This is a genomic window from Hydrogenophaga intermedia (assembly GCF_000723405.1).
Lineage (GTDB): Bacteria > Pseudomonadota > Gammaproteobacteria > Burkholderiales > Burkholderiaceae_C > Hydrogenophaga > Hydrogenophaga intermedia.
Genome location: NZ_CCAE010000013.1, coordinates 62,862 through 83,676, shown reverse-complemented (window position 1 = coordinate 83,676; position 20,815 = coordinate 62,862). Strand labels below are relative to the sequence as shown.

Sequence of the window (20,815 nt, the reverse complement as noted above, 5' to 3'; positions counted from 1 at the left end):
CAATGAACAGCAGCACCTTGGCCGAGCACGAACGCCCCTGCCCAGTCTGCCACTGCACAACGCATGTCCACTTTGCCGACGAGCACATAGACCTCCATCAGCTCAGCGGGCTCACCTACGCTTCGCGTAAGACACCTGAGTTCATGTGCCTGCGGCTCGTTCAATGCACCACTTGTGATCTGGTATATGCGCCGACGCCACCGGCGCAGGACTACCTCCGGGACGCGTATGCCCAGGCCGATTTCGATTCGGGCACGGAGGCCCTGGCGGCAGCCAAGAGCTATGCCAACGCCTTGAAGCCCCATGTAGCGAAGCTGTCGGATCGCCACGCCGCCATCGACGTAGGGGCTGGCAGCGGCCCCTTGCTACCCTGGTTGCAGGAGCAGGGTTTCTCTCCGGTCGTGGGCATCGAACCCTCACGTGCGGCCATTGATGCCGCACCGCCAGACGTCCGCCCCCTGTTGCGCGAAGGCATGTTTTCCCCAGACATGCTGGAAGGCATACAGCCGAGCCTCATTTGCTCCTTCATGACACTGGAGCACATTGCCGACCCGAGATCGTTCGCCGAGGCCGCTCACGACCTCCTGGAGGCGGGCGGAGGTTTTGCCGTGGTGGTCCACAATTGGCGTGCACCGCTGAACCGCCTGCTGGGCCTGCGCTCGCCCATCATCGATATCGAACACCTTCAACTGTTCAGCCCGCAGTCATTGCTGAGTTTGATGGAACAAAGCGGTTTCCAGGCCGTTGAAGTCCAAGCGATTCGAAATGCGTACCCGCTGCGATACTGGCTGCGCCTGACGCCCCTGCCCCACACCCTCAAAAGGCTGATCCTGCGCGTGCTGGAGACCATGAGGCTGGCGGATCGAACCCTCGCCTTGAACGTGGGCAACATGCTCGCTTTTGGCATCAAACCCCGGAACCAGTTATGAGCACACAACCCAACACCAAAGAAAACGTCAATCGATTCGACGCCGATGTCAAGGCCACCGGCTCGTATGCCTATACGGCAGAAAAGTTGTCGTCACAACTGGCGAATGGCCGGATCACCGCCGGGATTTCGGCAGTCTATCCCTTCCAAGGCAAACGGGTTCTCGACCTGGGCTGCGGCGATGGCGCCTACACGGTCATGTTCGCCGATCTGGGGGTCGAATCCGTGTTGGGCATCGATCCTGCGGCCACCGCCATTGAAGCCGCCACACGCCGGGCAGCGGCGGCCGGGGTGGCGGATCGGGTGCGCTTCGGCATGGGCAACATTTACGAACTGGGTGACTTGCTGGATGAAAACCGCTTTGACGTCATCGTGCTTCGTGGTGTGCTGCACCACCTGCCCGACCCCGCACGGGCAGTGGCCGCTCTTGCCCGCTTCAAGGGAGCCGTTGTCGTTCTCGAACCCAACGGCTTCAATCCCGTGCTCAAGCTGCTCGAAAAATTTTCGAAGTACCACATCGAGCACGAGGAACGTTCGTTTCTTCCGATGACCATCGAAGCCTGGCTGCGGTCAGCGGGCTTCGAGGTGCAGCACAGCTCGGTGATCAACCTGGTGCCGATGTTCTGCCCTGATTGGATGGCACGCCCCCTCAACGGCATTGGCAACGTCGTCGAAAAGCTGCCCTTGGTGCGCACCGTTGCGTGTGGCCAAAGCCTGATCGTGGCACAGCGCTGACCTCCACCCATCGTGCAAAGCTTCGGGCGCAAGATGTTCGCGTGGCTCTTGCTTGCCGCGATGGTCGCGTGGATGACAGGCGCCCAACTACTGTTCAAAGGTGCAGGGTTGCACGCCCTGGCTAACCCGGGCCTGTCGGAAGGCTTCATCTGGAACGCGGCCATGTGGCTGGGCTTGGTCGCATCGGCCATGAGCATGGCCTGCTGGCTCGGTAGTTTGCGCGACCTGCCACTGTCTAGCGCCTACCCCTGGACAGCCCTGATCTACATCTTCACGCCGCTGGCCAGTACCGTCATCTTCGACGAATCATTGGGCCAACGCTATTACGTGGGCATGGCGATTCTGACGATCGGCATCTTCCTGTCGGCGGGTGGGGTAAGGGCCAAATGACGGCCAGCGAAATCGCAATGTGCCTGGGGGCCGTGCTCAGCAGCAGCACGGCCCAGATGCTTATGAAGGCCGCGTCTACTCTGGGGGCCTTGCGCCGGGGATTTCCCTTATTGACCGCCGGCATCGCCCTTCAGCTCACTTCGGTGATTCTGGCGATTCTGGTACTACGTAGCCTTCAGCTTTCGCAACTGATGCCGTTTGCAGCGCTGGCGTATGTCCTCGTTCCACTGGGGGGGGCCCTCGTGTTCAAGGAACGATTGACGGCGCGATTCTGGAGTGGAGCGATCCTGATCGCGCTTGGCATCGCCTGGGCTCTACCGGGTGCGGCTTGAGAGACGCATACTTTTGCATCACTTTGCCCGCGCTGCCACATTCGCGAAAAGGTGGTTGTGCATGGCGGTGGAAGATAATGCGGTGTGAGGGGCCGGGTCGGCACCCATCGACACCCGCCCCAAGGAAGACCCCATGATTCTGGTTACTGGTGGCGCCGGCTTCATCGGTGCAAACTTCGTGCTTGACTGGCTTGAAAGTCACGATGAGCCAGTGGTCAACCTGGACTTGCTGACGTACGCCGGAAATCAGGAGAACCTGGACAGCCTGCGGGACGATCCGCGCCACCTATTCATTCATGGTGATGTTGGTGACAAGACCTTGGTGACGCACCTGCTCACCGAGCACCGCCCGCGTGCCGTTCTTCATCTCGCCGCTGAAAGCCACGTCGACCGCTCAATTCGCGGTGCCGACGACTTCATTCAGACCAACGTGGTAGGCACTTTCCGTTTGCTCGAGGCGGTGCGCGCGCATTGGTCCAGCTTGCCTCCGGCGGATAAGGCCGACTTCCGATTCGTGCATGTCAGCACCGACGAGGTCTTTGGCAGCCTCGAGCCCAACGCCCCGGCTTTCACCGAAACGCACCCCTACGAGCCCAACAGCCCTTACTCTGCGAGCAAGGCCGCCAGCGACCACCTCGTGCGCGCCTGGCACCACACCTACGGCCTACCAGTGCTGACCACCCATTGCAGCAACAACTACGGGCCGTTTCATTTTCCAGAGAAACTCATTCCACTAATGATCGTCAACGCCTTGGCGGGCAAGGCTCTGCCCGTGTACGGCGATGGCCTGCAGGTGCGCGACTGGCTCTACGTGAAGGATCACTGCAGCGCAATCCGTCGCGTGCTGGAAGCCGGCACCGTAGGAACGACCTACAACGTGGGCGGCTGGAACGAAAAGTCCAACATCGAGATCGTCCACACGATCTGCCACTTGCTCGACGCCTTGCGCCCGCGCGAGGACGGGCAATCCTATGCCGTCCAGATCACACATGTGCAGGACCGCCCTGGACACGATCGACGCTACGCGATCGATGCACGCAAGTTGGAAACCGAACTCGGCTGGCGGCCGGCGGAGTCCTTCGAAACCGGTATCCGCAAGACGGTGCAGTGGTACCTGGAACATGCGGAGTGGGTCGCTCACGTGCAAAGTGGCGCGTACCGGCAGTGGATTGCCTCGCACTACACACCGGCGTGAAAGCGCCCCTCCTCTCATTCCTTCTCCCCACGACTGTCTGTCATCCCGCTACCTCGCCACATGACGCCCGAACATTCCCCCATGCCTCCCGGCGACGATTCGATTGACCTGTTGGATGTCCTGCTGACAATCGCCGAGAACCTGAAATGGCTGATCCTCTGGCCCGTGCTCGGCGGAGCCTTGGTATATGGACTGACGCATTTGCTGCCTGAAAAGTACGAAAGCACCTCGATCATCAAGGGCGAAGGCTCGGTCGCGGCCAGCATGACCGCAGCCCACGTGCTGGATGGCGCCCTCAGGAATCTGGGCTACCTCGACCAGCTGAACGAAGAACAAGCCGAAGAGGCCCGCGAAGACCTTCAGAGAAACGTCTCCACCTCCGTGCTGCGCGGCACCAAGCTGGTCAGTCTGACGGTGGCCGGTCGCACGCCGGAAGCGGCTCACCGCATGACACAGGAGATCTTGAACCAAGTGTATGCCGACTCGAAGCCTCGCGAAGTCGAGCTCAAGCGCCTGAGCGCCGAAAAGACCATGTTGGACGCTCAGGTGGCGGAGCTCGCGGCGGCCAGCAAGACCGCGCAGAAGCTGCTGGAAGACCCCAGCCCCCGCACTAACACCGGTGCGCTCGCGGAGTCCATCGCCAGCATCTCATCCAGTCTCGTGGAGATACAGACCGCCATTCGCAAAGTGGACGAGGCCATGCATGGCCTGTCGGACGAGGACCTGGTTCAGGCACCCACCCTCCCAAAGAAACCCAGCGCCCCCAAGAAGGCGCTGATTGCAGCGGTGTCGGCGGTCGCTATAGGCTTTGCCGTCCTGGTGTTCGTGCTGCTGCGACAGAGCTGGCGCGCCTCCCGCAGCATTGAACTGCACCACGAGCGCGTGATGGCGCTCAAGCGGCGCTACCGCCTCCGCTGAGTGGCGCACCCACACTCGATATGCGGCCCATTCTTCTCTTGGGATCGGCAGGCCAACTCGGCTGGGAGCTGCAGCGAAGTCTCGCTCCCTTGGGCCACGTGGTCCCGCTCACGAGGCACGACAACCTGGATGGCCGCGGCTGCGGCAACCTGCTCGACCCGCCTAGCTTGCGCGAGACAGTCCTACGGCTGCGCCCCGCCGCCATCGTGAACGCCGCAGCCTACACCGCGGTCGACCGAGCGGAACAGGAGCCCGACGTCGCGCATACCATCAACGCTGTCGCGCCCGGGGTGTTGGCCGAAGCGGCCACGGAAGTGGGCGCCCTGGTGGTTCATTTCTCCACCGACTACGTGTTCGATGGCAGCGGCAAAGCCCCCTGGACGGAGTCGGCCCTCACTGCGCCGTGCAGCGTGTACGGCCGAACCAAGCTCGACGGCGAGGAGCGCGTGCGCGCGGCGGCGCCCAACCGCCACCTGATCTTTCGCAGCAGCTGGGTCTATGCCGCGCGGGGGAACAACTTCGCCAAGACGATGCTGCGCCTCGCGGGTGAGCGGGACCGCCTCACCGTGATCGATGACCAGATCGGCACCCCCACCGGCGCGGATCTGATTGCCGATGTGACGGCGCATGCCCTGCGACAGGCCCTGCGCGACGCTGGCACTTGCGGCACCTATCACCTGGCGGCTCGCGGAGAAACCAGTTGGTTCGGCTATGCGCGCTTCGTGCTCGACACGGCGCGCGAGCTTTCCCCAAGCCGCCCATTGAAAGTACAAGAGCTTGTGCCCATTCCTACCAGCGCCTATCCCACGGCCGCGCAGCGGCCGCTCAACTCGCGACTGGACACGCGGCGCCTGTGCGCAAGCTTCGGCCTGACACTGCCCGACTGGCGCCTCGGTGTGCGGCGCATGCTGCAGGAGATACTCTGATGGTCAAGCCCCACCCGACCACGCCGCGCAAGGGGATCATCCTGGCGGGCGGCGCGGGCACCCGGCTGCACCCCGCCACACTGGCGATCAGCAAGCAACTGCTGCCGGTGTACGACAAGCCGATGATCTACTACCCCTTGACCTCGTTGATGCTGGCAGGCGTCCGCGACGTTCTCGTCATCAGCACACCACAAGACACACCTCGCTTCCAGCAGTTGCTGGGAGGCGGCGAACAGTGGGGCATCCGGCTGAGCTACGCCGTGCAACTCGAGCCACAAGGTCTGGCACAAGCATTTCTCATCGGGGCGGACTTCATCGACGGCGGCCCCTCGGCGCTGATCCTGGGTGACAACATCTTCTACGGACACGACTTCGGCAAGCTGCTGTCCAGGGCCGACGCCCAGACGAATGGCGCCACGGTGTTCGCATACCACGTGAACGATCCGCAACGCTATGGGGTGGTGAGCTTCGATGCCTCAGGCAAGGCCCGCAGCATCGAGGAAAAACCCTCTCACCCGCGCAGCAACTATGCGGTCACCGGCCTCTACTTCTATGACGCGGAGGTGGTGGACATCGCCCGCGCGGTCAAGCCCAGTGCGCGCGGCGAACTCGAGATCACCGACGTGAACCAAGCCTACCTGGACAGGGGAAAGCTCACGGTACAGATCATGCAACGCGGCTACGCGTGGCTCGACACGGGCACCCATGAAAGCTTGCTCGAGGCGGGCCAATTCATCGCCACACTGGAACGCCGCCAGGGGCTGAAGATCGCCTGTCCCGAGGAGATTGCGTGGCGTCACGGCTGGATCGACCGCGACGCCCTGCGCGAACTCGCCCAGGCCACGCGCAAGAACGACTACGGCCAGTACCTGCTGCGCCTGATCGACGACCCCTCTGCGCAGCCATGAACGTCACGCCCACCCGAATTCCCGACGTGCTGCTCATTGAGCCGCGCGTGTTCGGCGACGCGCGCGGCTTCTTCTTCGAAAGCTTCAATCACCGCGCCTTTCAGGGGGCCGCGGGCCTGGACATCTCCTTCGTGCAGGACAACCACAGCCGCAGCGCGCAGGGCGTGTTGCGCGGCCTGCACTATCAGGTCCAGCATCCCCAGGGCAAGCTGGTGCGCGTGGTGCGGGGCACCGTCTTCGACGTGGCGGTGGACATCCGCCGCGGCTCGCCCACCTTCGGCCAATGGACCGGCACCGAACTCAGCGAGGACAACCACCGACAGCTCTGGATCCCTCCTGGCCTGGCGCACGGTTTTCTGGTGCTCAGCGAAAGTGCCGACTTTCTCTACAAGACCACCGACTACTACGCGCCACAGCATGAACGCGCCATCGCCTGGAACGACCCCGACATTGGCATCGCATGGCCGCTCTCGGCGCCTCCCGTGCTTTCGAGCAAGGACCAGCAGGCGAAGCGACTGCGTGACGCCGAAATTTGAATCCCGCACGACAACACGTCATCACATGAATCTGGATCAGAAAACCATCGCGATCATCGGCTTGGGCTATGTAGGTCTGCCGTTGGCCGTGGAATTCGGCAAGCACCGGTCCGTGCTCGGTTTTGACATCGATGCCAGACGCATCGACGAGCTGGAGCGGGGGCGCGACCACACCATGGAGTGCAGCGAAGAAGATTTGCAAGCCGCTCGGCATCTGCGATATAGCTGCGCCCCTGCCGACCTGCTCGAAGCCGGCGTCTTCATCGTGACGGTGCCCACGCCAGTGGACAAGGCCAACCGCCCCGACATGACCCCGCTGGTGAAGGCCAGCGAGACCGTCGGCAAGGCGCTCAAGCGAGGCGATGTCGTGATCTACGAGTCCACTGTCTACCCAGGTGCGACCGAAGAAGTGTGCGTCCCCGTGCTGGAGCAGTGCAGCGGACTCAAGTTCAACCAGGACTTCTATTGCGGCTACAGCCCGGAACGCATCAACCCGGGCGATAAGGTGAACACGCTCACCACCATCCGCAAGATCGTGAGCGGAAGTACGCCCGAAGTGGCTGATGCGGTTGACGCGCTATACGCGGCGATCATCAAGGCAGGCACCTGGAAGGCGAGCAGCCTGAAGGTGGCGGAGGCGGCCAAGGTCATCGAGAACAGCCAGCGCGACCTCAACATCGCCTTCGTCAATGAGCTGTCGGTGATATTCGATCGCATCGGCATCGACACGCTCGAGGTGCTGGAAGCCGCCGGTAGCAAGTGGAACTTCCTGCCCTTCCGTCCCGGCATGGTCGGCGGCCATTGCATCGGTGTGGATCCGTACTACCTCACGCACAAGGCCGAAGAACTCGGCTACCACCCGCAGGTGATCCTGGCGGGGCGACGCATCAACGACAACATGGCACGTTACGCAGCGCGCAGCATCGTGCGGCGCATGCTGAACAACGGCATCGACGTGGCGCGTAGCACCGTGGGTGTCATGGGGATCACGTTCAAGGAGAACTGCCCCGACATCCGCAACAGCAAGGTGGTCGATCTGGTGCGTGAGCTGCAGGGCTGGAACGTGAACGTGGTGGTGACCGACCCATGGGCCGACGCCGAGGAAGTGCGACACGAATACGGCATCCAGCTCGCCGAGCTCGACCCGGCCCACCCGGTGGACAGTCTCATCGTCGCGGTGGGGCACCAGCAGTACCGTCAGCAGGATCCCCAGGCGCTGCGCGCGCTTTGCACGCGCCAGCACCAGCCCGTGATCGGTGACCTCAAGAGCCTGTACGACCGCCACGCCCTGACCGCACAGGGCTTCCAAGTCTTCCGACTGTGACCGCCAAACCATGAAGAACTTTGCCCTCATCGGCGCCGCCGGCTACATCGCACCACGCCACATGCGCGCCATCAAGGACACGGGCCACAACCTGGCCGTGGCTTACGACACCAACGACTCGGTTGGCATCATCGACAGCATCTCGCCTCATAGTGAGTTCTTCACCGAGTTCGAACGCTTTCTCGAATACGCGCACCAGATTAAGCGCCGCCCCGAGGCGGCGCTCGACTATGTGGCGGTCTGCTCGCCCAACTACCTGCACCATGCGCACATCGCGGCCGGCCTGCGACTGGGCTGTGACGTGATCTGCGAAAAACCCCTGGTGCCCACCCCCGAGCTATTGGACGAATTGGTCCTGGTGGAACGCGAAACCGGCAAGCGCGTATTCAACATCCTGCAACTGCGCCACCACGACGCCATCAAGCAACTCAAGATCAAGGTGGCAGCCGCGCCGACCGACACCAAGTTCGATGTCGAGCTCACCTACATCACATCGCGAGGTCGCTGGTATGCCGAAAGCTGGAAAGGCGATCCCCGCAAGGCGTTTGGCGTGGCCACCAACATTGGCGTGCACTTCTTCGACATGCTGCACTTCATCTTCGGCAAGCTGCAACGCAACGTGGTGCACCACGCGGGCGAAGCCCGTGCGGCCGGCTTCCTGGAATACGAACGCGCACGCGTGCGCTGGTTCCTGTCGATCGATGCCGGCGACTTGCCCGAGGAAGTCAAGGGCAAGAAGACCACTTTCCGCAACATCGACATCAGCGGGGAGAAGCTCGAGTTCTCCGAAGGCTTCACCGAACTGCACACCACCAGCTACCACGAGATCCTCGCGGACCGCGGCTATGGCATCGAGGACGCTCGCCACTGCATTGAAACCGTCAACGTGATCCGAACCGCCGTACCGGTGCGCGGCACGACCGGCGAAGTGCACCCGTTCGTGCGCTGAACCTTGCCCCACGGACCGCGCATGAGCCTCCGGGCCGACATCCGACTGGACATCCAGGGTTTGCGAGCCCTGGCGGTGATCGCGGTGATCGCCTTCCACATGCGGGCCGATTGGCTGCCTGGCGGATACCTCGGCGTAGACGTGTTTTTCGTGATATCCGGCTTCGTGGTGTCCCGCGTCATCCTGCAGCGGGCGGATGGGTTCTCATATCTAGACTTCTACGCCAATCGTGTACGGCGCATCGTGCCGGCGTATGCGGCCATGCTGCTGGTGGTCGCGTTGCTGGCCGCGGTTCTTCTGGTACCGGACGACTTCCGATTGTTCGAAAAGAGCCTGCGCCGCGCCTTGCTGTTCACCAGCAACCAGCATTTCGCCCAAGAGGGCGACTACTTCGCGCCCGCCGCGCACGAGTGGCCGTTGCTGCACACCTGGTCGCTGGCGGTGGAGATGCAGTTCTACCTGTTGCTGCCGCTGGTCCTGCGGTGGACTCCAAGACGCTGGCTGTCGACCGTGCTGGCCGCACTGTGCGTGACCGGCTTCGCCATAGCGCAGTGGCGGCTATCGCGCGGCGGTGAGGGGCTGCTGGATCTGTACTACGCCATGAGCGCGCGTGCGCCAGAGTTCCTCATGGGCGCCTGGCTGGCGAGCGTGCAGCGCCCGACTCCCAACGCACCGCCCCGCCAACGTCTCCTGCTGGGCCTGACGGGCCTGGGCTTGATGCTGAGCGCCTTTGCGCTGCTGAGCGGAGATCACTTCAGCCCGCTTGCCGCGGCATGGCCCTGCGCGGGCGCCTTGATGCTCATCGCCGCGAGGGACGACGTGGCGATGGGCCGCTACCTGTCAAGCCGGTGGATGGTATGGGTCGGCGCGCTCTCCTACTCGTTGTACCTCTGGCACTGGCCTTTACTGGCCTTGGCGCGCTACACATGGCAAGACCCCGACTTGCCCTGGCCGCTGCTGACGGCAGTGGCGTTCGCCTTCTCCTCGCTGGCGTGGCTGTCGTGGCGCTGGATCGAACAGCCGTGGCAGAAACCTCGGGGCATGAAGCGCGGCACCAGGATCACAGTTGTCGCGGCGATGATGGTCACCTCCTTGCTCGCTTCGCGACCACTTAACGCCAGTATCGCCCCCACGCCCCCCAGAGCGGCGCTGCGCTATGCGGCGCCCGACACCATCTGCCACGGCCGGATCCACGGCGACTGCCAGCGAGGAGCCGCCCTTCGTCAGAACGAGCTGATGCTGCTCGGTGACAGCCATGCCGCGCAGCTAAACCTGTTCATGGACGCGTTCGGCCAGGAACAAGGTGTCCGGGCCACGGTGATCTCCGCCAGCAGTTGCCTGCCCCTCCCGGGTTTCGAAGACCAGCTGTTGGAGCCCTGGGCGATCGAGCCGTGCCGCCACATGCAGCAGGCGGTAAAGAAGCGGCTGAGCGACCAACGCACGCTGGTGCTGGCTGGCAAGTGGTCACAGCAGCTGTCGAACCCCGCCTTCGCCCCCGCGATGCGCGCGTTCCTGAATGACGCAGGACGCCAGCAGCAGCGTGTGATCGTCCTGGGGCAACTGCCGCTGTTGAGCCGCAACCCTGTGCGCGTCTTGCGTCTGGAGGCCTTGGGCATTTACACCGCGAACACCGTGACGCCACTGGCGCGCGACGCCAATGCGCAGATGGAGGCGATGCTTCGGCGCTTTCCTCATGCCAGCTTTGTCGATCTCAGCGCGCATGCCATGTTCGACGCCCTGCCTTTCGCCGACGGTGAACTGATCTACATGGACACACACCACCTCAACGAGGTCGGCTCCGTGCGATACGCGCAAGCAGCGGGCGCCCGGCTTGCGCAGCTGCTCACCTCCACCGGGACACCCTCATCACCATGACCGCCGCAACCAGCATCCACCCCTCCGCCATCGTCGATGACGGCGCCCAGATCGGCGAAGGCTCACGCATCTGGCATTTCGTTCACGTGTGCGGGGGCGCCCGCATCGGGGCGGGCGTGTCACTCGGTCAGAACGTGTTCGTCGGTAACAAGGTGGTCATCGGCGACCGCTGCAAGGTCCAGAACAACGTCAGCGTCTACGACAACGTGACGCTCGAAGAGGGCGTGTTCTGCGGCCCCAGCATGGTATTCACCAACGTCTACAATCCGCGCGCCCTGATCGAACGCAAAAGCGAGTATCGCGACACGCTGGTGCGCCGCGGCGCCACGCTGGGGGCCAACTGCACCATCGTCTGCGGCGTCACCATCGGTGAGTTTGCGCTAGTGGGGGCGGGCGCGGTGGTCAACAAGGATGTCCCGGCCTATGCCCTGATGGTGGGAATCCCCGCGCGCCAAATCGGCTGGTGCAGCCAATACGGCGAGCAACTGGATCTGCCGCTCACTGGCAACGCCACCGCCACCTGCCCGCACACGGGCCAGCGCTACCAATTGCTTGACGGCGTCTGCCAACCCGCACCCTGAACTGCCCGGAGTTGCCTCATGGAATTCATCGACCTCAAGGAACAATACCGGCGCCTCAAGTCGGACATCGACGCCGGCATTCAACGCGTGCTCGACCACGGCCAGTTCATCCTCGGTCCCGAAGTGGCTGAACTCGAAGAGAAGCTGGCGGCCTACACCGGATCGCGGCACTGCATCACCGTGGCCAACGGAACCGACGCATTGCAGATTGCCCAGATGGCACTCGGCATCGGCCCCGGCGACGAGGTCATCACACCGGGGTTCACCTACTTCGCCACCGCTGAAACAGTAGCGCTGCTGGGCGCCAAGCCGGTATACGTGGACGTGGACGCGCGCACAGCCAACCTGGACCCCGCCTGCCTCGAAGCGGCGATCACGCCACGCACCAAGGCCATCATTCCGGTCAGCCTGTATGGCCAATGCGCCGACTACGACGCGATCAACGCGATCGCGTCCCGGCATGGCATCCCGGTCATCGAGGATGCTGCCCAGAGCTTCGGGGCCACGTACAAGGGGCGCAAAAGTTGCAATCTCACGACCATTGCCTGCGCCAGCTTCTTTCCCAGCAAACCGCTGGGGTGCTACGGCGATGGCGGTGCCCTCTTCACCAACGACGACGAACTGGCCCTGGTCATGCGGCAGATCGCCAGGCATGGGCAGGACCGCCGCTACCACCACATCCGCGTGGGGGTGAACAGCCGGTTGGACACGATCCAGGCGGCCGTCTTGCTGCCCAAGCTGACCGTGCTCGATGAGGAACTGGCGCAGCGGCAGGTGATGGCCCAGCGGTACGGACGCCTGCTTGAACCCGCCACGGGCGTGCAGACACCTTGGGTGGCACCGGACAACGTGTCGGCGTGGGCGCAATACACCGTGCGAGTGGCGCAGCGCGCCAACGTGCAGGACTGCTTGAAGGCACGGGGCATTCCGAGCGCGATCCACTATCCCATCCCGCTCAACCGACAACCAGCGGTTGCCGACGCCAGTGCGCGCCTGCCTGTCGGTGATCTGCTGGCCGAGGAGGTCATCAGCCTGCCGATGAGCCCCTATCTGGCGGCGCGTGATCAGGAACGGGTCGCAGACGCCTTGAAGACGCCGCAGACGGCATGAGTTTTCTGCGCTCGGTCGCCGTACTGGTCGGTGGCACCGCACTGGGCCACGGCATCACGGCGGCCGCTTTGCCCATCCTCTCTCGCCTGTACTCGCCGGCCGATTTCAGCCTGCTGGCGGTTTTCGCCAGCCTGTGCGCCATGCTGTCCGTGGCAGCGTGTCTGAGATTCGACATCGCCATTCCCTTGCCTCAGGACGACTGGCAAGCGTTGAGTCTGCTGGCGCTTTCCTTGGCGTCGGCCTTGCTCGTCTCGATGGGCCTGCTGGTCTTCGTGCTGCTTGCCCCCGACTGGATACTTGCCCGCCTCAAAGTCCCCTCGCTGCGGCCTTACCTGTGGCTGATCCCCGTAAGCGTCCTGCTGGCCAGCGTGTACAGCGCGCTCCAGATGTGGTTCGTACGCCAAAAGTCCTTCTCGCTGCTCGCGCGCAGCCGCGTGATTCAGTCGACGGCGAGTGCCGGCGTGCAGGTGTCCTTCGGCCTTTGGACGCCAAACCCGGCGGGCCTGCTCATCGGGCATGCCTTGAACACCGGCGCGGCTTGTGTTGTCCTGGGTGGTCGCTTGCTCGCGAACACCCAGCAGCGCGCCATGCTGTGCGGCACCACCTGGAAGGACCTCAAGTACGCCTGGCGCGCCTACGAGCGCTTTCCCAGGTACTCGACCTGGGAAGCGCTGTGCAACAGCGCAGCCATACAGTTGCCCATCCTGCTGATCGCGGCCTTGGCGGCGCCCGCAGAGGCGGGACACCTAATGCTGGCGACCTACGTCATGCAGGCCCCAATGGCCTTGATCGGGAGCGCGGTGGGCCAGGTCTACCTGTCCCAAGCAGCGGATGAGCACCGCCACGGCCGACTGAATACCTTCACGGCAGGCTTGCTCCATGGGCTGGTCAAGACCGGTGCAGGCCCATTGTTGGCGGTCGGCATTCTGTCACCAGCGGCATTCTCCTTGGTGTTCGGGCCACAGTGGGCCCGTGCAGGGGAACTGGTCGCCTGGATGACTCCTTGGTTCATCGTCCAGTTTCTGGCCACCCCGGTGTCCATGGCTCTGCATGTCACCGGCCACCAGCGGGCCGCCTTCCTGATGCAGCTGGTCAGCCTGGGCGCACGTGTGCTCACCGTGTGGGCTGCCGCGGGTCTGGCGCCGCAATGGATGCCTGAAACCTACGCGCTGAGTGGCTTTGCCGTCTACGCGGCCTATCTGTTGCTGGTGCTTCGTTGCACGCAGGTGGACGCCCGAGCCGCCGGGCGCATCATTCGCGACAATATGCCTTTGCTGGCCATGTACGCATTGGCCGCCGTTGCAGCCTTGTGGGTGCTGCGCGCTCTCCAATCCACGTGATGTCGTTTGCTCCCGGTCCCAGGGCGTCCCTATGAATGCCTCTTACCTGATTGCCAGATTGCTGAAGAAGCTGAGAGGCACCGCACGCAAGGAGTCCCGCGTTCACCCAACGTCGAAGCTGGAGTCGGGCAGCCAGATGTACGACTCGTCCATGGACAGGCATTCGTTCTGTGGCTACGACTGCTCTCTGCTGCACTGCGATGTGGGCTCGTTCACGTCCATTGCCAATCGGGTCACCATCGGGGGCGTTGCCCACCCCATGGCATTCGTGTCGACCAGCCCCGCCTTTCTGTCGCACAAAGACAGCATCAAGACCAAGTTTGCTCACCACGATTTTCTGCCGAGGGAGAGGACAACGATTGGCCACGATGTCTGGATCGGAGAGGGTGCGTACATCAAGGCGGGTGTAACGATCGGTCATGGCGCCGTGGTCGGCATGGGCAGCGTGGTCACCAAAAACGTGTTGCCCTATGAGGTCGTGGCAGGGAATCCCGCCAAACGCGTCAGGATGCGGTTCGAGGAACCCGTTGTCGCCGCCCTTCTCCAGTTGGCCTGGTGGGATTTGCCCGAGGACGAGCTGCGTCGTCTGGCTGTGCATTTCAATGACCCTGTGACCATGCTCACACGCGAGGGCTTGCTGTGAAGATCGCGCACCTCTGCCTGTCGTGCTTCTACATCGATGGATATTCCTACCAGGAGAACGAGCTGGTACGGCAGCATGTCAAGGACGGGCACGACGTGGTGGTAATCGCATCGACCGAGGTGTACGACCAGAACCGTACACTCAACTACACGCAGCCCGGCGAGTACAAGGGGACTGATGGCGCTCGCGTAATCCGCCTGCCGTACCGGCGTGCACTCCCGCGCGCTGTGATGAAGAAGCTTCGCATGCATCCCGGCGTCGACGCGCTGCTCGAACGCGAAGCACCGGATGTGATCCTCTTCCACGGCTTGTGCGGGTGGGAGTTGCTGGCGCTCAAGCGCTACAAAGCCCGCCATCCCAATGCCCGCATTTTTGCGGACAGCCATGAGGACTTCAATAATAGTGCCCGTTCGTTCGTATCGCGGCAAGTGCTCCATCGCTCCTACTACAAACCTATCCTCCGGTGCGCGCAGGACTCCCTGGAAAAGGTGTTGTGCATCTCCATGGAAACCATCGGCTTTGTTCGTGATTTCTATGGGGTGCCGGAGACCAAGATCGAATTTTTCCCCTTGGGCGGACAGATTCTCGACGATGGCGAATATGCGGCCCTGCGGGCTGCGGGCCGGACAAAGCACGGGGTGGCGGCCAATCAGGTGTTGTTCGTGCAATCCGGAAAAATTGACAGGGCAAAGAAGCTGATCGAAACGCTGCAAGCCTTTGCAAAAACACCGGATCAACGTTTCCGATTTCTTATCGCCGGTCACCTCCACGAATCCCTCTCGAGCGAGATCGAGATTCTCATCAAGACAGACAAACGGGTCAAATTCATCGGCTGGCAGTCCCCGGAGCAACTCCGAGAGCTGCTGTGTGCTGCCGACGTATATGTCCAGCCCGGGTCACAATCGGCCACCATGCAAACCAGCTTGTGCGCTCGTTGCGCAGTCATATTGGATGACGTTCCGAGCCACCATCCTTACATGAATGGAAACGGCTGGCTGCTCAATGCAGAGAACCGATTGGATCAGGTGTTTGCAGCGATTGCAGTCGCCCCTGACACCCTACAGCGCATGTCTCAGCGCTCCTCCGAGGTCGCCGCCAAACTGCTGGACTATCGGGTCATGGCAAAGCGACTGACGGCACCACACCCATGACGATTGGACTCACATCGACACCTACCAAGGCAGCTGATGGGGTGCTCGCCCACCTGGCCATGCTGGTGAGTTCCTGGTTGTTTGTCCTGGCACTGCATTGGGCCCACGCCACCTACCTGCAGCCTGTTCAGGAGGAATGGGGGTTCCCCTATTTCTCCATGGGTTTGGGCGCCTGGCTGTTTCTATTGCTATCGACCGGCACCGTGGCGTTGACGCTGCCGCCTTCCTTGGCTCGCCCTTCCAGCCTGGTAATGTTCGTCCTGTACCTGATCGTTTTTCTGCCCACCGTCACAATCACGCTGGCCGTTCATCCACAGGCCTTGAGCGAGTTGGGCGCAAGTCTGTCGGCGCTGACCATCGGCTTTATCGCGCTCAATCTCATCTTGCAGAAGTGCAAACCGATGCCGGATCTGCGCTGGCGACGTTCGCCGACAACCCGTCAGGCTCTGTTTTTCGCGCTGGCCTTTCTTGTTCTATGGGTGTTCGTTGTGCTGTCCTTCAAGGACGTGATGACCATTGCGGGGTTAGACGATATCTACGAACAGCGGGAAGCTGGTCGCAGTCGGACATGGATGGAGGCTTACGCCCAAACCTATCTTGCCTACGTCTTCTCTCCGGCGCTTTTGGCCTTCGGTCTGACGACCCGGAGACCGACGTGGACGTGTCTGGCATTGTTGGGCTTCATCACGATGTACGCTATCACGGCGGAAAGAACCATCTTTCTTCTGCCATTCATCATGGCGTTGACCTATTGGGCTCTGGGTTTGAAGATCGCTCACACGACGCTGATGTCGATCGTCATTGCCTTGCTGGCACTGATGATTACGGTAGCCACGCAGTTGGTTGACAACCATTACTTGTTCGAACTCCTCGCGCTGTACTTCGTCTTCAGGATATTTTCCATCCCTGGCGCCATGCTGTGGCAGTACAACGAGGTATTTTCTGGGTCCACTTATACTTTCTGGAGCCATATCAAGGGGTTTGACCTGTTCATGCCAACACCGTTGGCACTTCATTCGAATCCAAACTGGCCCCAACTTGGCCATATCGTGGCGGAACAGATTCTCGAGAGAGAGAGCAACTCCAACGCGCACCTATTCGTCTACGACGGGCTCGCGGCGAATGGCCCCATGGGGATACTGGTGATTTTTCTGCTGTTGGGTGTGTGGCTTTCTGTGGTCGACCGTACCACCCGTCTGGTGGACTGGAAGTTCGCTTGCTTGGCCTACATTCCGATGGCATTCGTGTTGGCCAACGGCTCCATGTTCAGCGCTCTACTTTCGTTTGGCGGCCTGTTCTGGTTGGGGTTTTTTGGCTTGCAGCTCTTTCGTACACCAGTGTCTCCAGTTCGATAACAACTCATGAGCTCCGACAACTGCACCGTCTGCTCCCGCTGTGTCATGGACACCAGCGACCCGCACATCCAGTTCGACGCGAACGGAGTGTGCGAGTACTGCAGAAACTTCGACGAAACCATCAAGCCCAACTGGGACACCAGCGCCGGAGGCGCGCAGGCCTTGACCCAACTCGCCGATCGCATCAAGGCCGATGGCCAAGGCAAGGACTTCGACTGCATCATCGGCCTCTCCGGCGGCCTAGACAGTTCCTACGCCGCCTACGTCGCCAAGGAAAAGATGGGCCTGCGCCCGCTTCTGTTCCACGTCGACGCTGGCTGGAACACCGACCAAGCCGTGGGCAACATCGAAAAGCTGGTCGATGGCCTGGGCCTGGAGCTGTTCACCGAGGTCATCAACTGGGAAGAGATGAAGGACTTGCAAGCGGCCTTCCTGCGCTCGGGCATTCCCGATCAGGACCTGCCCCAGGACGCCGCGTTCTTCTCTGGCCTGTACAAGTTCGCCCGCCAATACAAGGTCAAGCACATCATCACGGGCTCCAACTTCTCCACCGAATGCTGCCGGGAGCCAGAAGAGTGGGGCGGCTACCTGGGCATCGACACGCGGCTCTTCAAGGACATCCACCGACAGTTCGGCAAGCGCCCGCTGGACACCTTTCCACTGACCGACATCCTGGTCTACAAGCTGTACTACCAGAAGATCCTGGGCATGACGGTACATCACCCGCTGAACATGGTGCCCTACGTCAAGAAGGACGCCGAAGATGAGTTGAACCGGCGCTTCGGCTGGCAGCGCTTCCAGCACAAGCACCACGAGTCCCGGTTCACCCGCTTCTACGAGGACTACTGGCTGCCGCGCCGCTTCGGCTTCCACAAACGGCGCGCGCATTTCTCGAGCCTGATCATGACGGGCCAGATGACCCGCGAAGCGGCGCTCGAACGCCTGGCGAAACCCGAGATGGACGAGCACTTCCTCAAGCAGGAGTTCGAGTACGTGGCCCACAAGCTGGACATGACTGTCGACGAACTCCAGCAGATCTTCAACGCACCCAAGAAGACCTACCGCGACTACCGCAACAAGCGCTGGATGATCGGCCTGGGCACCACGGTGCTGCGCACGCTGGGCCTGGAGAAGAGGCACTTCCGATGATCCGCATCGTCGACTACGGCGTGGGCAACATCCAGGCCTTCCTGAACACGTTCAAACGCCTGGGCCTGCCCGCCGAACGCGCCAAGGTGCCGGCCGACCTGGCCGACGCCACCCGACTGATCCTGCCGGGCGTGGGTTCGTTCGACCACGCGATGACACTGCTCAACCAGTCGGGCCTGCGCGAACCGCTGGAGGCGCGCGTGCAAGGAGACAAGATACCGGTGCTGGGCGTGTGCGTGGGCATGCAGATGCTGGCCGAGGGATCGGACGAGGGTGAGTTGCCCGGCCTGAACTGGATTCCCGGCCGCGTGCGCGCCTTCGCCCAGACGCCGGCATCCGCCGACCTGCCCCAACCGCACATGGGCTGGAACGACTTGCAGGTGCGCCCCGACAGTTCGCTGTTCGCCGACTTCGAGCCCCTGCCGCGCTTCTATTTCCTCCATTCCTACTACTTCGACTGCGCGGACCGCGCGCACGTGGCCGCATCTTCTAGATATGGCCTGGACTTCGACTGCGTGGTGTCGTCCGGACACATCCATGGCGTGCAGTGCCACCCCGAGAAGAGCCACCACTTTGGCGCTCAGCTGCTGAAGAACTTCGCCACGACCTGAGCCCGAGCATGCTGCGCCCCCGAATCATCCCCTGCCTGTTGGTGCACAACGGCGGCCTTGTCAAGACCGTCGGCTTCAAGGATCCCAAGTACGTCGGCGACCCCATCAATGCCGTCAAGATCTTCAACGAGAAGGAAGCCGACGAGCTCGTGGTGCTGGACATCGACGCCAGCGTAAAGGGCGTCGAACCCAACTACGCTCTGATCGCCAAGCTGGCCGCCGAGTGCCGCATGCCGCTGTGTTACGGCGGCGGCATCACGTCGGCGCAGCAGGCATCCCGCATCATCGACCTGGGTGTGGAGAAGGTGTCCGTCAGCGCCGCCGCGGTGGCGCGCCCCGGGCTGCTGGGCGAAATGGCGACGGCGATCGGCCGCCAGAGCGTGGTGGCCGTGATCGACGTGCGCAAGAAGTCCGGCCTGTTCTCCAGCGGCCTGGAGGTCTGCACGCACAATGCCAAGCGAGCCCATCCGCAGGATCCGGTCGAACTGGCGCGGCAGCTTGAGGCCGCCGGCGCTGGTGAGATCGTGCTCAACTCCGTGGAGCGAGACGGTGCCATGAAGGGGTACGACCTTGACTTGGCCCAGCGCCTGCGATCCGCATTGAGCGTGCCGCTCACCGTGCTCGGCGGCGCCGGCTCGTTGGACGACATGGGCGAGCTCATCCGGCGCTGCGGCGTGGTGGGCGCTGCGGCCGGCAGCCTGTTCGTCTTCAAGGGCCAGTACCGCGCCGTGCTGATCAACTACCCCACCCCTCAGCAGAAGGACGCGCTGTTCGCAACGGCACTGCCCCGATAAGGCACCACAAGCTCCAGAGCATGTTCAAAGACAAGACCCTCCTGATCACCGGCGGCACCGGCTCCTTCGGCAACGCGGTGCTCAAGCGCTTTCTCGACTCGGACATCGGCGAGATCCGCATCTTCAGCCGCGACGAGAAGAAGCAAGACGACCAGCGCAAGCGCTACGCCCACCCGAAGCTGCGCTTCTACATTGGCGACGTGCGCGAACGCAACGGCCTGGACCAGGCGATGCGCGGCGTCGACTTCGTGTTCCACGCCGCCGCACTCAAGCAGGTTCCCTCCTGCGAGTTCCACCCCATGCAGGCGGTGCTGACCAACGTGATGGGTACCGAGAACGTGCTGGGCGCAGCCGTGGCCGCCGGTGTGCAGCGGGTGATCTGCTTGAGCACCGACAAGGCGGTCTACCCGATCAACGCCATGGGCATCAGCAAGGCCATGATGGAGAAGGTGATGGTGGCCGCCAGCCGCAACCTGGAAGGCACAGGCACGGTGATCTGCGGTACGCGCTACGGCAACGTAATGGCCTCGCGCGGCTCGGTCATCCCGCTGTTCGTCGACCAGGTGCGCGGTGGCGCGCCCATCACCGTGACCGACCCGGCCATGACGCGCTTCATGATGACGCTGGCGGACGCGGTGGACCTGGTGCTGTACGCCTTCGAGCACGGCCACAACGGCGACATCTTCGTGCAGAAGGCGCCCGCGGCCACGGTCGAGGTGCTCACGCGCGCGCTGCTGGAGTTGCTGGGCCAGCCCGATCACCCGGTGCACGTAATGGGCAGCCGCCACGGCGAGAAGCTATACGAAGCGTTGCTCAGCCGGGAAGAAATGGCCTGCGCGCAGGACCTGGGCCGCTACTACCGCGTGCCCCCTGATGGGCGCGACCTGAACTACGCCAAGTTCGTGGACCAGGGCGAGGAGCGCCTTACGCAGGCCCTGCACGCGGACGAATACCACTCGCACAACACCGAGCGGCTTGACGTGGCTGGCATGAAGGCCCTGCTGCTCAAGCTGGACTTCATGCAGCGCATCGCGCGCGGCGAGGCCGCAGTGGCCGAGGAATGAG

Annotated in this window: 22 protein-coding genes; all 22 read left to right on the top strand. The window is 62.7% G+C overall.

Annotated elements, in window-relative coordinates; all coding sequences use genetic code 11:
* Positions 1 to 2 precede the first annotated feature (2 nt).
* Positions 3 to 929, top strand: a complete 927-nt coding sequence (locus BN948_RS10555; protein WP_009519348.1) for a class I SAM-dependent methyltransferase — start codon at positions 3 to 5, stop codon at positions 927 to 929.
* Positions 926 to 1,663, top strand: a complete 738-nt coding sequence (locus BN948_RS10550) for a class I SAM-dependent methyltransferase (RefSeq protein WP_009519349.1) — start codon at positions 926 to 928, stop codon at positions 1,661 to 1,663. The genes BN948_RS10555 and BN948_RS10550 overlap by 4 nt, the downstream gene beginning before the upstream one ends.
* 108 nt (positions 1,664 to 1,771) lie before the next feature.
* Positions 1,772 to 2,053 (top strand): DMT family transporter, encoded by a 282-nt coding sequence (locus BN948_RS10545; RefSeq protein WP_138820132.1) that lies wholly within the window; start codon positions 1,772 to 1,774, stop codon positions 2,051 to 2,053.
* On the top strand, positions 2,050 to 2,385 hold the full coding sequence (locus BN948_RS10540) for a hypothetical protein (protein WP_035621588.1): 336 nt from the start codon (positions 2,050 to 2,052) through the stop codon (positions 2,383 to 2,385). The genes BN948_RS10545 and BN948_RS10540 overlap by 4 nt, the downstream gene beginning before the upstream one ends.
* 133 nt (positions 2,386 to 2,518) lie before the next feature.
* Positions 2,519 to 3,580 carry a dTDP-glucose 4,6-dehydratase gene (gene rfbB / locus BN948_RS10535; RefSeq protein WP_009519351.1) on the top strand — a complete coding sequence of 354 codons (1,062 nt, stop codon included), beginning with the start codon at positions 2,519 to 2,521 and terminating at the stop codon, positions 3,578 to 3,580.
* A gap of 81 nt (positions 3,581 to 3,661) precedes the next feature.
* Complete coding sequence (locus tag BN948_RS10530; protein WP_035621585.1) at positions 3,662 to 4,498, top strand: GumC domain-containing protein; 837 nt, start codon at positions 3,662 to 3,664, stop codon at positions 4,496 to 4,498.
* Between the two features lie 20 nt (positions 4,499 to 4,518).
* Positions 4,519 to 5,424 (top strand): dTDP-4-dehydrorhamnose reductase, encoded by a 906-nt coding sequence (gene rfbD / locus BN948_RS10525; protein ID WP_009519353.1) that lies wholly within the window; start codon positions 4,519 to 4,521, stop codon positions 5,422 to 5,424.
* Entirely contained in the window at positions 5,424 to 6,332 is a 909-nt protein-coding gene (gene rfbA, locus BN948_RS10520; RefSeq protein ID WP_009519355.1) for a glucose-1-phosphate thymidylyltransferase RfbA, read from the top strand. Before rfbD ends, rfbA begins: the two co-directional genes overlap by 1 nt.
* Positions 6,329 to 6,868, top strand: a complete 540-nt coding sequence (gene rfbC / locus BN948_RS10515) for a dTDP-4-dehydrorhamnose 3,5-epimerase (RefSeq protein ID WP_009519356.1) — start codon at positions 6,329 to 6,331, stop codon at positions 6,866 to 6,868. The genes rfbA and rfbC overlap by 4 nt, the downstream gene beginning before the upstream one ends.
* A 25-nt stretch (positions 6,869 to 6,893) precedes the next feature.
* A complete protein-coding gene (locus BN948_RS10510; RefSeq protein ID WP_009519357.1) occupies positions 6,894 to 8,192 on the top strand; it encodes a nucleotide sugar dehydrogenase in 1,299 nt (432 codons plus the stop codon).
* A gap of 10 nt (positions 8,193 to 8,202) precedes the next feature.
* Positions 8,203 to 9,141: a Gfo/Idh/MocA family protein gene (locus tag BN948_RS10505; RefSeq protein ID WP_009519358.1), complete on the top strand. Its 939-nt coding sequence runs from the start codon at positions 8,203 to 8,205 to the stop codon at positions 9,139 to 9,141.
* A 21-nt stretch (positions 9,142 to 9,162) separates the two neighbouring features.
* Positions 9,163 to 11,016: an acyltransferase family protein gene (locus BN948_RS10500; protein ID WP_009519359.1), complete on the top strand. Its 1,854-nt coding sequence runs from the start codon at positions 9,163 to 9,165 to the stop codon at positions 11,014 to 11,016.
* Positions 11,013 to 11,597, top strand: a complete 585-nt coding sequence (wbpD, locus tag BN948_RS10495) for a UDP-2-acetamido-3-amino-2,3-dideoxy-D-glucuronate N-acetyltransferase (protein ID WP_009519360.1) — start codon at positions 11,013 to 11,015, stop codon at positions 11,595 to 11,597. The genes BN948_RS10500 and wbpD overlap by 4 nt, the downstream gene beginning before the upstream one ends.
* A gap of 18 nt (positions 11,598 to 11,615) precedes the next feature.
* On the top strand, positions 11,616 to 12,707 hold the full coding sequence (locus BN948_RS10490) for a DegT/DnrJ/EryC1/StrS family aminotransferase (protein ID WP_009519361.1): 1,092 nt from the start codon (positions 11,616 to 11,618) through the stop codon (positions 12,705 to 12,707).
* A complete protein-coding gene (locus BN948_RS10485; RefSeq protein WP_035621583.1) occupies positions 12,704 to 14,047 on the top strand; it encodes a lipopolysaccharide biosynthesis protein in 1,344 nt (447 codons plus the stop codon). The genes BN948_RS10490 and BN948_RS10485 overlap by 4 nt, the downstream gene beginning before the upstream one ends.
* Before the next feature lie 31 nt (positions 14,048 to 14,078).
* Entirely contained in the window at positions 14,079 to 14,690 is a 612-nt protein-coding gene (locus tag BN948_RS27485) for a CatB-related O-acetyltransferase (protein WP_009519363.1), read from the top strand.
* Positions 14,687 to 15,841, top strand: coding sequence for a glycosyltransferase family 4 protein (locus BN948_RS10475; protein ID WP_009519364.1), 1,155 nt, complete (start codon positions 14,687 to 14,689; stop codon positions 15,839 to 15,841). The genes BN948_RS27485 and BN948_RS10475 overlap by 4 nt, the downstream gene beginning before the upstream one ends.
* Positions 15,838 to 17,196 (top strand): oligosaccharide repeat unit polymerase, encoded by a 1,359-nt coding sequence (locus BN948_RS10470; protein ID WP_009519365.1) that lies wholly within the window; start codon positions 15,838 to 15,840, stop codon positions 17,194 to 17,196. Before BN948_RS10475 ends, BN948_RS10470 begins: the two co-directional genes overlap by 4 nt.
* Before the next feature lie 6 nt (positions 17,197 to 17,202).
* Complete coding sequence (locus BN948_RS10465; RefSeq protein ID WP_009519366.1) at positions 17,203 to 18,345, top strand: N-acetyl sugar amidotransferase; 1,143 nt, start codon at positions 17,203 to 17,205, stop codon at positions 18,343 to 18,345.
* On the top strand, positions 18,342 to 18,956 hold the full coding sequence (gene hisH / locus BN948_RS10460) for an imidazole glycerol phosphate synthase subunit HisH (protein WP_009519367.1): 615 nt from the start codon (positions 18,342 to 18,344) through the stop codon (positions 18,954 to 18,956). The genes BN948_RS10465 and hisH overlap by 4 nt, the downstream gene beginning before the upstream one ends.
* Before the next feature lie 8 nt (positions 18,957 to 18,964).
* Complete coding sequence (locus BN948_RS10455; protein ID WP_009519368.1) at positions 18,965 to 19,750, top strand: AglZ/HisF2 family acetamidino modification protein; 786 nt, start codon at positions 18,965 to 18,967, stop codon at positions 19,748 to 19,750.
* A 20-nt stretch (positions 19,751 to 19,770) separates the two neighbouring features.
* Complete coding sequence (locus BN948_RS10450; protein ID WP_009519369.1) at positions 19,771 to 20,814, top strand: polysaccharide biosynthesis protein; 1,044 nt, start codon at positions 19,771 to 19,773, stop codon at positions 20,812 to 20,814.
* Position 20,815: the final 1 nt, after the last annotated feature.